General features: G+C 66.0%; 13 protein-coding genes. 2 read left to right on the forward strand and 11 right to left on the reverse strand.

Going from position 1 to position 13,818, the window contains the following annotated elements; all coding sequences use genetic code 11:
- Positions 1-10: 10 nt before the first annotated feature.
- The 3 genes from AC3WMU_RS08050 to AC3WMU_RS08060 are packed head-to-tail and all read right to left on the reverse strand — an operon-like array spanning position 11 to position 3,305.
- Positions 11-829, reverse strand: coding sequence for an alpha/beta fold hydrolase (locus AC3WMU_RS08050; RefSeq protein ID WP_234818250.1), 819 nt, complete (start codon positions 827-829; stop codon positions 11-13).
- A 4-nt stretch (positions 830-833) separates the two neighbouring features.
- Positions 834-2,129, reverse strand: a complete 1,296-nt coding sequence (locus AC3WMU_RS08055) for an O-acetylhomoserine aminocarboxypropyltransferase/cysteine synthase family protein (RefSeq protein WP_006223226.1) — start codon at positions 2,127-2,129, stop codon at positions 834-836.
- 36 nt (positions 2,130-2,165) lie between these two features.
- Positions 2,166-3,305: an aminotransferase class V-fold PLP-dependent enzyme gene (locus AC3WMU_RS08060; RefSeq protein WP_424625933.1), complete on the reverse strand. Its 1,140-nt coding sequence runs from the start codon at positions 3,303-3,305 to the stop codon at positions 2,166-2,168.
- A gap of 169 nt (positions 3,306-3,474) precedes the next feature.
- Between AC3WMU_RS08060 and AC3WMU_RS08065 the strand changes: the two genes are divergently transcribed.
- Both AC3WMU_RS08065 and AC3WMU_RS08070 read left to right on the forward strand, forming a co-directional pair.
- Entirely contained in the window at positions 3,475-4,497 is a 1,023-nt protein-coding gene (locus AC3WMU_RS08065; protein ID WP_492282153.1) for an amino acid ABC transporter substrate-binding protein, read from the forward strand.
- Positions 4,498-4,560: 63 nt separating this feature from the next.
- Complete coding sequence (locus tag AC3WMU_RS08070) at positions 4,561-6,720, forward strand: ABC transporter permease subunit (protein ID WP_492282154.1); 2,160 nt, start codon at positions 4,561-4,563, stop codon at positions 6,718-6,720.
- A 13-nt stretch (positions 6,721-6,733) separates the two neighbouring features.
- Here the strand turns inward: AC3WMU_RS08070 and AC3WMU_RS08075 are convergent, their stop codons facing one another.
- From AC3WMU_RS08075 to AC3WMU_RS08110, 8 genes are all read right to left on the reverse strand, one after another.
- Positions 6,734-7,135, reverse strand: a complete 402-nt coding sequence (locus tag AC3WMU_RS08075) for a DUF1801 domain-containing protein (protein ID WP_280027502.1) — start codon at positions 7,133-7,135, stop codon at positions 6,734-6,736.
- A 28-nt stretch (positions 7,136-7,163) separates the two neighbouring features.
- Entirely contained in the window at positions 7,164-8,135 is a 972-nt protein-coding gene (locus AC3WMU_RS08080; protein ID WP_088588201.1) for a LysR family transcriptional regulator, read from the reverse strand.
- Positions 8,136-8,202: 67 nt separating this feature from the next.
- On the reverse strand, positions 8,203-9,222 hold the full coding sequence (locus tag AC3WMU_RS08085) for a histone deacetylase family protein (protein ID WP_315130684.1): 1,020 nt from the start codon (positions 9,220-9,222) through the stop codon (positions 8,203-8,205).
- Positions 9,219-10,571 carry an MFS transporter gene (locus AC3WMU_RS08090; protein ID WP_492282155.1) on the reverse strand — a complete coding sequence of 451 codons (1,353 nt, stop codon included), beginning with the start codon at positions 10,569-10,571 and terminating at the stop codon, positions 9,219-9,221. The genes AC3WMU_RS08085 and AC3WMU_RS08090 overlap by 4 nt, the downstream gene beginning before the upstream one ends.
- A gap of 151 nt (positions 10,572-10,722) precedes the next feature.
- On the reverse strand, positions 10,723-11,160 hold the full coding sequence (gene ubiT, locus AC3WMU_RS08095; protein WP_492282156.1) for a ubiquinone anaerobic biosynthesis accessory factor UbiT: 438 nt from the start codon (positions 11,158-11,160) through the stop codon (positions 10,723-10,725).
- A complete protein-coding gene (locus AC3WMU_RS08100) occupies positions 11,157-12,050 on the reverse strand; it encodes a U32 family peptidase (protein WP_492282363.1) in 894 nt (297 codons plus the stop codon). Before AC3WMU_RS08100 ends, ubiT begins: the two co-directional genes overlap by 4 nt.
- On the reverse strand, positions 12,047-13,063 hold the full coding sequence (gene ubiU, locus AC3WMU_RS08105) for a ubiquinone anaerobic biosynthesis protein UbiU (protein ID WP_006223236.1): 1,017 nt from the start codon (positions 13,061-13,063) through the stop codon (positions 12,047-12,049). The genes AC3WMU_RS08100 and ubiU overlap by 4 nt, the downstream gene beginning before the upstream one ends.
- Positions 13,064-13,146: 83 nt before the next feature.
- The gene (locus AC3WMU_RS08110; protein WP_280027499.1) at positions 13,147-13,809 is read right to left on the reverse strand and encodes a response regulator; all 663 of its coding nucleotides are present in this window, start codon (positions 13,807-13,809) and stop codon (positions 13,147-13,149) included.
- Between the last annotated feature and the right edge of the window lie 9 nt (positions 13,810-13,818).

Raw genomic sequence — 13,818 nt, forward strand, 5'->3', positions numbered from 1 at the left:
TAGCCCAGCTTTAGCCCAAGCCCAGCAGCAGTTCCGCCAGCACGCCGGGATGCGTGATGTGCGCCTCGTGCGGGGCGGCGATGTCCACCCACTTCCAACCCTGCTGCGACTTCACCAGCTTGCGCGATTCTTCCAGCACCGCCAGTTCAGGCTGCGTGCAATGGATATAGGTGCGCGGACGCCCGTTGCCGATGGGATTCTTCAACGTCAGCGGCGTGGTGTAGCTGGCCAGCGGATGCGCGGTCAGGCGGCGTTTGACCCATTCGTAGTCCGCGCTGCCCGGGGTGAATCCCCAAGCCGCGGGAATCGGATCCGGGATCGGCACGGCCAGGCCGCCGGTGGCCTTCGAGGCTGCGGCGATGCGCGCGTCGGCATCCGCCTTCGGGTAGACCGAAAACGCATTCTGGCCGCTTTGCAGCACGATGGCGTCGAAGTACACCAGGTGCGCCAGGCGCTCGGGAATGCGGTCGGCCACGCCGGTGATGGGAATGCCACCGAAGCTGTGGCCCACCAGGATCACCTCATTCAACTCTTCCGTTTCGATGACCTGAACCAGATCTTCGACGAAGGTATCGATGGTGATGCCCTTGTTCAGCAGGTGGGCGCGGTCGCCCATGCCGGTATAGCTGGGCGCGTAGACGCGATGGCCGGCCGCCTGCAGGCGATCCGCTACCGGGCGCCAGCACCAGCCGCCGTGCCAGGAACCATGCGCCAGCACATAGGTCTTGGCCTTCTTGGCCGGCGCGGCGGCAAGCGCCGCCGACCCCGCCGCCAGGGCGGGCAGCCCGGCGGCCAGTTTCAACAGGGTTCTGCGGGGAATCATCGTCATTGCATTACACCTGCGCCAGCGCCTGTTCCAGGTCGGCGATCAGGTCATCGATGTGTTCGATGCCGATAGACAGGCGGACGGTCTCTTCGCGCACGCCGGCCTTTTGCAGCTCTTCGGGATTCAGCTGGCGGTGCGTGGTGGAGGCGGGGTGCGTGGCCAGCGACTTGGAGTCACCGATGTTGACCAGACGCGTGAACAGCTGCAAGGCATCCTGGAAGCGCGCACCGGCATCGCGGCCGCCCTTCACGCCAAACGTGAACAGGCCCGGAACCTTGCCGCCCAGATACTTCTTCGCCAGCGCGTGGTCGGGGTGATCCGGCAGGCCGGCGTAGTTCACCCATTCCACCTTCGGATGCTCGCGCAGGAAGTTGGCGACCTTGACGGCGTTCTCGACGATGCGGTCCACGCGCAGCGCCAGCGTTTCAATGCCTTGCAAGATCTGGAACGAGTTGAACGGCGAGATCGCCGCGCCCGTGTTGCGCAGCGGCACGACACGCGCACGGCCGATGTAGGCAGCGGCGCCGAAGGCTTCGGTGTAGACCACGCCGTGGTAGCTGACGTCGGGTTCGTTCAGGCGCTTGAAGCGCGCCTTGTGTTCGGCCCACGGGAACTTGCCGGAGTCGATGATGGCGCCGCCCAGGCTGGTGCCGTGGCCGCCCAGGTATTTGGTCAACGACTGCACCACGATGTCCGCGCCGTGCTCGATCGGGCGCAGCAGGTACGGCGACGGTACGGTGTTGTCCACGATCAGCGGCAGGCCGTGGCGGTGGGCCACGTCGGCCAGCGCGGCGATGTCGGTGATGTTGCCCAGCGGGTTGCCGACCGATTCCGCGAAGATGGCCTTGGTGCGGTCATCGATCTGCGCTTCAAAAGCGGCCAGATCGCTGGGGTTGGCAAAGCGCGTGGTGATGCCGTACTGGGGCAGCGTGTGTGCGAACAGGTTGTAGGTGCCGCCGTACAGCGTGCTGGACGAGACGATGTTGTCGCCCGCTTCGGCAATCGTCAGGATGGCGTAGGTGACCGCGGCCTGGCCCGAGGCCAGCGCCAGCGCGGCAATGCCGCCTTCCAGCGCCGCCACGCGCTGCTCCAGCACGTCGGTCGTGGGGTTCATGATGCGGGTATAGATGTTGCCCGGCACCTTCAGATCGAACAGGTCGGCGCCATGCTGCGTATCGTCGAACGCGTAGGCAACCGTCTGATAGATGGGCACGGCAACGGCGCGCGTCGTCGGATCGGGGCGGTAGCCGCCATGCACGGCAACGGTTTCCAGGCGCCAATTGGGCTTCTTCGGTTCAGTCATGTGTCTCTCCAGGAGATGCGTTATTGATGATTCAGATCAGACGGCAAGCGCGCGCACGGCGCGCAAGATGCGTTCAACGTCTGCATGATTGTTATAGGCGCCGACGGACAAGCGCACGTAACCATACTCCACTACGCTGGCCACCACGCCCGCTTGGCTCAAATGGGCCAAGGCGGCGGCGGGATCGGCCACGCGCAATGCCGTGGTGGTGCTGCGCAGCGCGGCGTTGGGCGGCGACACCACGTGCGCGCCCAATGCGCGCAAGCCCTCGCTGAGCGCTTGCGACAGTTCCAGGACCCAGGGTTCGATGCGCTCGGGTTGCGCGCCTTCGATCAGGTCCAAAGCGCCGGCCCAGCCGGCGATGCCGGGATAGTTGAGGTTGCCGGTTTCCAGCCGCCGGGCATCGCCTGCATCGGACACGCTCACCTGCCATTGCAGGCCGGTCTTGTCCAGCGTGGTCACGCCCGACGGGCCGATGTACAGCGGATCCAGCGCGTCCAGCAGCTTGGGCGACACATGCAGCAGCCCCACACCCAGCGGGCCCAGCAAGCCCTTGTGCGCACCGCAAGCGAAGGCGTCCACACGCCATTCATCGACGCGGGCGCGCAACAGGCCCGCGCCCTGGATGCCGTCGACCACCAGCCATATGCCGCGTTCCGCGCAGCGGCGGCCCAGTTCGGCGATGTCGGTGCGCAAACCCGTGCCGTACTGCACCCAAGACACCGCGATCAGGCGGGTGCGGGCGTCCACGTGCTGCCACAGATCATCGACCGTGTAGCGGTGCGATTGGGCTTGCGCCACCCGCACCTGCACGCCGCGGCGGCGCAGGTTCAGCCAGGGCAAGGCGTTGGTGGGATGTTCCTGGTCGTCCACGATCAGGTTGTCGCCGTCCTGCCAGGCCAGGCCTTGCGCAACGGTGTTCAAGCCTTCGGTAGTGTTCTTGGTGAAGGCCAGCCGGCGCGCCTCTCCGCCGATCAGGCGGGCCAGGCGCACACGCAGCGCATCGGCGTCGCGCAGCCATTGCGGCTTGTCGCTGCGGGCGTGCGTGATGCCATCGAAGAAGGCCGCGACGGCGTCCGCCACCTTGGGCGACAGCGGGCTGGTGTAGGCGATGTTGGCGTAGGCCTTGTCACGCGTGATGGGAAACAACTGCCTGAATTCGTCCTGCCAGCTCATGCGCGACCTTCCGTGTGAATGCAACTTGGTATGCCGGAATTCTAGGTATATGACGCGAATCTGGATAAGGCTAAGTTCTTATATTCATATGACCATATAGTCGCTCGAAAAACGCCGTCGGCCCCATAGAATTCATGCCTTTCTTGCATACACACAATACGGGAACGGCATGCGATTGACTCAACTCTTCAAGGCGGCGGGCGTCGCCGCGGCGCTGACGATTGCCGGCGCGGCGCACGCCGGCACGGTGGACACCATCAAGAAGCGCGGCGAACTGGTGTGCGGCGTCAGCCAGGGTTCGGCGGGGCTTTCCATTGCCGACAAGCAAGGCCGCTGGACGGGCCTGGACGCGGACCTGTGCCGTGCGCTGGCCGCCGCCGTGTTGGGTGACCCCGAGAAAACGCGCTTCGTCCCGCTGAGTTCGCAGCAGCGCTTTCCGGCGCTGCAGTCGGGCGAGATCGACGTGCTGAACCGCAACACGACCATCACGTCCAGCCGCGACGCGGGCCTGGGCATCGTGTCCGCCGGCATCGTCTTCTATGACGGCCAGGGTTTCCTGGTGCCGCGCAGGCTGGGCGTGAAAAGCGCCACCGAACTGGATGGCGCGCAGGTCTGCGTGCAGCCTGGCACGGTCAACGAACAGAACCTGGTCGACTACTTCAAGAAGCACAAGCTCACGTACCGCCCGGTGGTGATCGAGAACCTGGTGGAACTGGAGCAGGCTTTCTATGCGGGCCGTTGCGACGTCTATCTGTCGGACGCCTCGACGTTGGCTGCCAGCCGCGCCGCGCGGGCCGGCAAGCCCGACGATTTCGTGATCTTGCCCGAGCGCATCAACAAATCGCCGCTGGGTCCGTTCGTGCGGCAGGATGACGCCAACTGGGCCGCCATCGTGCGCTGGACCGTCAATGCGCTGGTCGCCGCCGAAGAACTGGGTATCACAGCGAAGAATGCCGACAGCCAGACGCAAAGCACCGACGCGCAAGTACGCCGCCTGCTGGGCGTGGAGCCGGGCATCGGCAAGAGCTTCGGCCTGGACGAAAGCTGGGCGAAGAACGCCATCAAGGCCGTGGGCAACTACGGCGAAGTGTGGGACCGCAACCTGGGCGCGGCCACACCGCTGAAGCTGGACCGCGGCCTGAACGCGCAGTGGAACCAGGGCGGCCTGCTGTATTCGCCGCCGTTCCAGTGAGTGTGATCCCCTGAACGCGGCAGGCGGGCCTTTGGCCCGCCTTTTGCATTGGCACCGGCCATCATGACTGCAACGACCCTTCCCTTCCCCCCTCCCGGCCCGCTGCGCCGCTGGCTGCCGTCGGTAGCCTGGATCCTGGCGCTGGGCGCCATAGCCGCCGTGCTGCTGCTGCACATTGAGTCCGTACAGACGGCGCGCGGCATCCAGGGCGGATTCGGCTTCCTGTTCCAATCCGCGGGCTTTCGCATTTCGGAAAGCCTGCTCGCCGTCTCGCCCGACGATCCTTACTGGATGTCCATCGCGGCCGGCCTGGTCAATACGCTGACCGTAGCGGCCGTGGCCATTCCGCTTGCGACCGCGTTGGGCATCGCGCTGGGCCTCATGCGCCTGTCGTCCCATGCCTTGGCCGCGCGCTGCGCCGCCGCCATCATCGCGCCGCTGCGCAACACGCCGGTGCTGCTGCAACTGTTCGTCTGGTACGGCTTGCTGCTGCGGCTGCCGGACATGCGGCAAGCGTGGTCGCCGCTGCCTTCCGTGCTGCTGTCCAACCGTGGGTTGGCGCTGCCCGCCGTGCAGGGCTGGCTGCCGTACGCCGCCGTCCTGCTGCTTGCCGTGGCGCTGGGCTGGCGTGCCAGGCGCCGCTGGGGCAACGGCGCCGCACTCGCCGCATTGGCCGTCGCCGCCTTGGCCTGGGCCTTTCTGCCCGCCATGCAGGTAGACCTGCCGGTCAAACGCGGCTTGGGCCTGCAGGGCGGCTGGCAGCCCAGCATCGAATTCGCGGCGCTGCTGATCGGTTTGGTCGTCTTTCATGCGGCCTACATCGCCGACATCGTGCGCGCGTCGGTCCGCGCGGTGCCCGTCGGGCTGGTCGAGGCCGGCCAGGCAATGGGCCTCGCGCCTTGGGGCGTGCTGCGGCTGGTGATCGCCCCCTACGCCACGCGCGTCGCTCTGCCCCCCTACGCAAACCAGTGCCTGGCTCTGGTGAAGAACAGCACGCTGGCGATCGCGATCGGCTACCAGGAACTGATGGCCGTCATCAACACCGCCATCACCCAGACCGGCCTGGCGCTGGAAGGCATTGCATTGGCCGTGGCGGTCTATCTGACGCTGGCGCTAGTGCTGGGCGGGGGCCTGTCGGCGTGGAACGCGCGCAATACCCGGCACGGCCCCGGCGACACGCATGGCGCGCGACTGAGCGACCGCCCCTTGTGGCGCGCAACGGGAAGCAACCCGCATCCGTGGCGCGGCAAAGTCCTGTCGACGGTGTTGGCCGTGCTGCTGGCCGCGGCGGCCTGGACAATGCTGGACTGGGCCGTGTTACGGGCCGTCTGGCTGGGCGACCCTGCGGCCTGCGCCAACGCTGCCGGCGCCTGCTGGGCCGCCGTGGGGGAAAACCTGCCGCTGCTCTTCTTCGGCACCATGTCGCCCGCCGACCGCTACCCGGCCTTCATCGCCTGCGCGGCGCTACTGGGTGGAATCGGCTTGACGCTGGGCGCGCGCCGCCTGCCCGCCCGCGCGCGCGCCGCAGCGCTGGCCATCCTGTTGCTGATCGTCATCAGCGCCCTGACCGGTTGGCCGTGGGGCGGCGTCCTGATCGGCCCGCAGCGCTGGGGCGGCTTGCTGGTGACGTTGATCCTGGCCATCGCCGCCTTGGCCGCCGCCGTGCCGCTGGCCTTTGCGCTGGCCCTGCTACGCCGCTCCGGCAGTCGCGCAGGTTCGCTCGCTGCCGCCGGCCTGATTGAAGCCGTGCGCGGCGTTCCGCTGGTGACGCAACTGCTGTTCGCATCCTTTGTGCTGCCCATGCTGCTGGGCGGCGGGGTCTCGAAGTTCAGCATGGCGCTGGCCGCACTGACACTGCACACGGCTTGCCTGCTGGCCGAAGTGCTGCGCGGCGCGTTGCAAGCCATCCCGCCTGGCCAGATGATGGCGGCGCGGGCGCTGGGCATGCGCCCCGCCACGGCCTATGCCTCGGTCATCTGGCCGCAGGCCCGCCGCATTGCCGCGCCGGCCGCGCTGGGCGTCTTCGTGGGCGCCGTCAAAGATACATCCCTGGTCAGCATCATCGGCGTGTTCGATGTGCTGGGCGCGGCCAAGGCGGTGGTGGCCGGAACCGAATGGCGGCCCTACCACGTCGAAGTCTATCTGGCGGTGGCGCTGCTGTATTTCGCGGCCAGCCTGGCGTTGTCGAAGGTTGCGCGGCGGATGGAGGCCCGCGCCGCCTAGAATGCGTGCCGACTCAGCCCTTGTTCAACGCCGCGGCGGCCTTGATCAATGCCTTGAACGCCTTTTCATCGATGTTATCGCCTTCATGGATGTCGATGGCGCGGCGCGTGTTGCCCTCCAGGCTGGCGTTGAACAGCCCCGCCGGATCGGCCAGCGCCGCCCCCTTGGCGAAGGTCAGCTTCACCGCCGCCTTGTAGGTTTCGCCCGTGCAGAGGATGCCGCCATGCTCCCATACCGGCACCCCGCGCCATTTCCAGGTTTCGGCCACGTCCGGGACGGCCTGCTTGATCCACTTTCTGACCTGGGCCAGCGCGTCGCCGCGCCAGTCGTCCAATTCGCGGATCCTGGCGTCGATCTTCTCGGAAGCGGTAGCGTCCTGCTCCGCGCCGGCTGCCTTGCTGGTCTTTGTTGCCATGCCTGTCGCCCTCGTCGCTGGAATGGAATCAGCCCGCCCGCGAACCGAGCGGCGTGCGGTTCAGAAATCGGTCGAAGGCGCTGAGATACGCCGCCTCCGCCGCGGTCAGCTTGCGCTGCTTGTGCCAGGTCAGGAACACGTCCATCTCGGCCACGGATTCGGCGGGCGGCAGCCGCCGCAGTTCACCGTTGACCACATCCTGGCGGATCAGGTGTTCCGGCAGGAAGCTCAGCCCGATGCCGGCCACCACCATGCGCCGAACCTCTTCGATGTTGGACGAGGTGCCGACGATCCGGCCGGTGAAACCCTGCTGGTCCCGGAAGATGGTCAGCGGCGACAACGTGTCGCCGATCTGGTCGCTGGCGAAGCACACGAAGTTCTGATCCATCAGGTCTTCGATGCTGACCCGCTGCTTGGAGAACAGCGGATGATGGCGACCGCAGACGACGGCGTAGTGGTGGCGCAGGAACAGGCGCCGTTCCAGCCCCTCGACGGGTTTGCGGCACAGGCAGATGCCCAGTGCGGGCACGCGTTTGGTCAGCGCGTCCAGGATGGCCGCGCTGGGCAGCACGTCCATATGGAATTCGATCTTCGGGTAGCGCCGATGAAACTGCGCCAGGAAGTCGTCGTAGGCCGGGCTTTGCACCTTGCTCATCACCAGCAAGCGCAACGTGCCCGCGATTTCGGCCTTGTCCTGGATAGCGGCATTTTCGATGCGCGCCATGGTGCCGTACATGTCCCGGGCGATCGCGTAGACCTCGTCGCCCAGGCCGGTCAGCCGGAATTCGCCATTGCGGCGATGCAGCAACATGCCGCCCACCGCGTCTTCCAGCCGTTTGAGCGCCTGGCTGACCGCGGGTTGGCTCAGATGCAGCGCCTGCGCGGCGCGGCCGACCCCGCGTTCCTGCACCACGAACATGAAGGTGCGCAGCAGGTTCCAGTCCATGCGCTCGGGCGCAAGCGGCAATGAGGTGGGATTTCGGGCGGGCGGCTGGGGCATGGCGTCGCGTACGGGGTCCGGGAAAAGACAGGATCGAACCCACGCAAGCGACGCCGCGTCCCAGTGCTCAGACGCCGGCCAGCCCCGCAAAAAACCGCGACGCGTTGGATTCCAACCCTTCGATATAGTAGCCGCCTTCCTGCACGATCAGGGTCGGAAGCCGCAGGCTGCCCACCTCGCGGCCCAGGCGCTCGAAGCCGTCTTCCGTGACGCTGACCATGGCTTGGGGGTCTTTCTCGAAGATATCGAAACCCAGCGACAGCACCAGCGCGTCAGGCTGGAACAGTTCGATCGCGCGGCGCGCCTGCGCCAGGCGTTCGAAGAACACCGATTCTGGCGACCCGTGCGGCATCGGCAGGTTGACGTTGTAGCCATACCCCTCGCCCGCCCCGCGTTCGTCCTCGAAGCCCGCGACCACGGGATAGAAGTTCTCGGGATCGCCGTGGATCGACACGTACAGCACATCGCTGCGTTCGTAGAAGATCTCCTGGATGCCCTGGCCGTGGTGCATGTCGGTATCCAGGATGGCCACGCGCTGATACTTCGAGCGCAAGCGCTGGGCGGCGATGGCGGCATTGTTCAAATAGCAGAACCCGCCAGCCGCGTCACGACGCGCATGGTGGCCGGGCGGCCGGCAGATCGCGTAGGCGTGGCGGTCGCCCGCCAGCACGGCCTCGGCCCCGGCGACGGCGCACTGCGCCGACCAATAGGCCGACTGCCAGGTTTGCGGACCTACCGGGCAACTGCCATCGGCCAGGTAGCGGCCGGCCTTGGCCAGCACGCCGCGCAGCGCGTTGGGTTCGCGCACGAACACGTTGGAGACGACTTCGCCGCCCCAGTCGCCCGGCAGCTTCATCCAGTCCTCATGGGCGCTTTGCAGGAACTGCAGATAGTCCAGGGAATGCACGGCCGACAACGCGCCTGCCCCATGGTCGGCCGGCGCCTGCACGTCAAACCCCAGCTTGCGCGCCGCCTGCACCAGGCCGTCCAGACGCGCCGGCACTTCCTGGGGCGTGCGCATCTTGCCGCGCGAAAAATACGTCTGTGGATGGTGCAGCTTCTGGTCGTCGTGAAAAAATGCCTTCATGCTTGCTGATCCTTCAGTTGGAATTGCTCGGTGCGCTGGCCCACATTGCCCAGCAGCAGGACGGAAACCAGGGAAAGCAAAGAAATCGCCGAAAACAGCAACGCCAGCGGCCACCACTGGCCTTTGAAGTTCTCGGCCAGCACGGTGCCCAGCAAGGGCGTCAAACCACCGAAGATCGCGCCCGACAGCTGATAAGCCATCGAGATGCCGGTGTAGCGGATGCTCGTCGGAAAGCTGTCGCTGACGTAGCCCGCGATCACCGCGTAATACGCGCCCATGAAGAGTACCGCCACCCCGACGCCCAGCGTAATACTGGTAAGCGAGCCCTGGTCGACCAGGTTGAACATGGCGTAAGGCGTGAACATCGACACGAATGCCATCGCGCCCAGGAAGCGCAGGTTGCCAACGCGACTGGCGATGTAGGCGGCCAGCGGCGTGATGAAAAACTGCATGATCGACACAACCAGCAGGCAATCCAGGATCACCGCCCGGTTCAGCCCGACGTACTGCGTCGTGTAGGCGATCATGAACGTGTTGGTGAAGTAGAAGCCGGCAATGCCCAGCACGTTGGCGCCGACGGCCAGCGCCAGCAGACGGGGTGCACCGCGCAACACCTGCGCAAGCGGCGCCTGGGCGGGCTTGGCCGGTTTGTTGGATGGCGCGGACTTGGCGCGGTCGGCCTGCGCCTGCTTTTCAGCCAGGAAGTCCGGCGATTCGTTGACACTTAACCGGATCACGAAACCCACGACCAGCAGCACCGCCGAAAACAGGAACGGCACGCGCCATCCCCAGCTGAGGAACGCCGCGTCGTCCAGGCCCGTCACCAGCTTGAACATCAGCATCGACAGGATCAGCCCGGCGGGGCTGCCCAATTGCGCGAAGGACGCGAAGAAGGTGCGCTTGCTCTTGTCCGGCGAATGCTCACCGGCCATCAGGACCGCCCCGCCCCATTCGCCCCCAACGGCAATCCCCTGCACGATCCGCAGCAGGATCAGCAGCACGGGCGCCCAGAAGCCAATGGACGCATAGGTGGGCAACAGGCCGATCAGCACCGTGACCGTGCCCATCATGACCAGCGTGATCACCAGGGATTTCTTGCGGCCGATCTTGTCGCCGATGTGGCCGAAGATCGCGCCGCCCAACGGCCGGGCGAAGAAGCCCACCGCGAATGTTCCCAAGGCGGCCAGGGTTCCGTAGAAGCCCGTGGCCGACGGGAAAAAGAGTTTGCCGAACACCAGCGCGGCGGCGGTGGCATAGATGTAGAAGTCGTACCACTCGATCATGGTGCCGACGAAAGCGGCGGTGGACGCGCGCACCGGCTGGTGCCCCGTCGCAGGTTTTCCCCTCATGTTTATCTCTCTTAAGGTAGGTTGAGGTCTATCAGCCCGCTGTTATAGTCCTGGCCCAACCATAAGAAAAATTCTTATTTCTTATCCGCCGAATTACTTCGGCTAATGAGTAAAAACCCTTATCACGTATTTTCGCGCCGCCGTCTTGCTGCTAGCCCGCGGCCCCGCTCATCCGCTGCAACCACGCCGGCCGCGGTGCCGCGTCCAGCCAGTTCTTCACGATCAGCCCCAGCTCGGTATCGCCCGATATTCGCAGCCGGCGCTGGAAGAACAAGGTGTCGGCGTCGGTCTCAGCCCGAATCAGACGGAACAGGTCAGCCAGCTTCGCGCCCAGTTCCAATTCACATGGTGCACGGCTCCACGCAGGCCGGAACGCGCTGTCGCGCACCGTAAAGGCACTGCGCAGGCCCAGGTCTTCGATGGTGATGGCGAAACTGCGGCCGTCGAGTTCCGGCGGCGGCGAGAGCCATTTGAGCCGTCTTGCCAATTCCAATCCCGCCACGAAGTGCAGGGATACCACCGGCGTGGGCACACGCCGGCCCAACTGCGCGAATAGGGCCGGCGGGTTCAGGTTCCAGATCGCGCTCATGCCGTGGCCTCCAGCAATTCGATGCCGGAACGGCCGTGGTAATAGCCGTTGCACCGTCCGATACCCGCAGGTGGCGCGACGGTGGCGGGCGTGCCGCCGCGACGCGTCGCGTCCAGCGCGGCCACGGCGTCCAGCGTGCCCGCCGACTGCGGGCTGACACGCAGCACGTCGACGCCCATGCGGGCCAGTTCAGGCGCCTGCGCCAGCAAATCCAGGCAGGCGGCGGACTGCACCTGGATGCCGTTGATGCCCAGGAATTCACGCGACTCGCGCGTGCGCATGTCCAAGCCATCTGGGTGTTCGATGCAGCGGAACCCGCAATCGTCCTTCTTCAGCCGAAAATGCCGCGCGGTGAAGCAGCGTGCGGAAAAGGCCAGTGCCATGCGGCCCCACACCATCACTTCGGCCGCCATGTCTGCCGGCCGCTCTTCCAATAGCCGTGCGAGCGTGCCGCCGTCCATTTCCAGCGGCGCCACGAAGCGCACCGCGCCCCGGCTTGCCAGCCATTGCAGCGTGCCGCCGTGATAGGCGTTCACGTGCGGGCCCGCCACGAAAGCACGGCCTGCCAGGTGCCGCACGGCGCCCAGTTCGCCCGCTTCGACCATGAAGTCATCCTGGTCGCAAAGCTTCTTCAGCGCGTGGGCCTCTGCCCCGGTTTCGATCAGGGTGCGGCCGGACAGCACCACGGTCTTGCCTGCGGCGCGAAGGTCGCGCGCCAGGCCCAACCAATCGTCCGCCCGCAATTCGTGGCGTCGGCTACAGACGGTTTCGCCGATATAGAGGATGTCGGCCGCGCTGTCGGCCAGGTCGGCGTAGAAGTCCAGCGTACGCTGGCGTGGCCAGTAATACAGCAACGGGCCGACGGATATCTGGAATGCGTTCGATTTCATTTCCATGGACGTTCAAATGCGCCTTGGGTGACTTGGGATCCTTCCGCGTGGCGCGCCAGCAAGGCGTTCCATTCGGGTCGCGGCGAGAAGCGTGCAGCGTCGGCATGCACGCTGTCCAGCGCCGCACGCAAGGTCGACACCACTTGCGTGACATAGGCCGGGCTGCGCTGGCGGCCTTCGATCTTGATGGCGGACACGCCCATTTCGGCCAGGCGCGGCAACAGGCCGATGGCGTTCAGGCTGGTGGGTTCTTCCAGCGCATGGTCGGCCTGCCCGTCGATTTCGAAGCGGCCTTTGCACAAGGTGGGATAGGCGGCGGGTTCGCCGGGTTCGTAGCGGTCGATCAAAATGCCGGACAGGCGCGCGTCCATGCGGCCGTTTTCTTCCACCCAGCGCACTGCGTGCGCGGGCGAACAGACGCCCTTGTTGTTGGGCGAATCGCCGGTGGCGTACGACGACAGCAGGCACCGGCCTTCGGCCATGACGCACAGGCTGCCAAAGCCGAAGACTTCGACTTCCACACTGACGTTGGCACAGATGCGCGCGACTTCGGCCAGGGTCAGAACGCGTGGCAGCACCACGCGGCGGATGCCGAATTGTTCTTTCATCAATTCAATGGCGTCGGCATGCGTGGCGGAACCCTGCACGGACAGATGCAGGCGCAAATCGGGATAGCGGTCGCTGGCGTAGGCCAGCAGCCCGGGGTCGGCCATGATGACCGCATCCGCGCCCAGCCCGTGCGCGGCGTCTACCGCGTCGCGCCATTCCTGCGCGCGGCCCGCCTGCACGAACGTGTTGATGGCGAACAGCACCTGACGCCCCTTGCGATGCGCCAGTTCGACGCCTGCGCGGATGTCGTTTTCGGTGAAGTTGAGCCCGGCGAAATTGCGGGCGTTGGTCGCATTCTTGAGCCCGAGATAGACGGTGTCGGCGCCCGCCTCGATGGCGGCTTTCAAGGCGGCGAGGCTGCCGGCCGGGGCCACGAGCTCGATGGGAGAGGTTCGAGTTTGCATGCCGGCCAGTCTATGGTCCGGCGGGCATCCCGGCCTTGTCGCAGATCAAACCGGGGTGCGGCCGAAAGCGTGATAGCGCGGCGCTATTCCTCGGAATGCAGCCCGTGTTCCACGGCGTACACGGCGACCTGCACCCGACTGGTCAGGTTCAGCTTTTTCAGCACGTTCTGAACGTGGATCTTGACGGTGCTTTCGCTCACATCGAGCTCGCGCGCAATGACCTTGTTGCTGGCGCCGCGCGCCAGGCATTGGACGATTTGCGTTTCGCGCGCCGTCAGCCGGTGGCGTTCGGCGCTGCCAGAAGCCTGGGCCGCCTGCGAGGCCGCCCCGCGGAACTGATCCACCAGCTTGGCCGTCATGCTTTCGGCGATGACCGACTCACCCGCCGCGGCGCGGCGGATGGCAGAGGTCAGGACCTCGGCATCGATGTTCTTCACCAGATAGCCGCGGGCGCCGTCGCGCAGCGCCTGGCCCAGTTCGTCGGCCTCTTCCGAGACCGTCAGGATGATGACCGCACAGGACGGCAGGTCCTGCGTCAGTAGTTGCAGCGTTTCCAGGCCGGACAGGCCGGGAAGGTTCAGGTCCAGCAGGATGACGTCGGGCTTGAGTTCCTTGGCGCGCTTGATGCCTTCCACGCCGTCGCCGGCTTCGGCCACCACTTCGAAATCGGGCTGGCGTTGCAGCAGCAGGCGCACGCCCGAGCGGAAAAGCGTGTGGTCATCGACAAGCAGGATACGGATAGGCATGTTCAGAAC

Source organism: Achromobacter sp. FW305-C-13 (assembly GCF_058783475.1).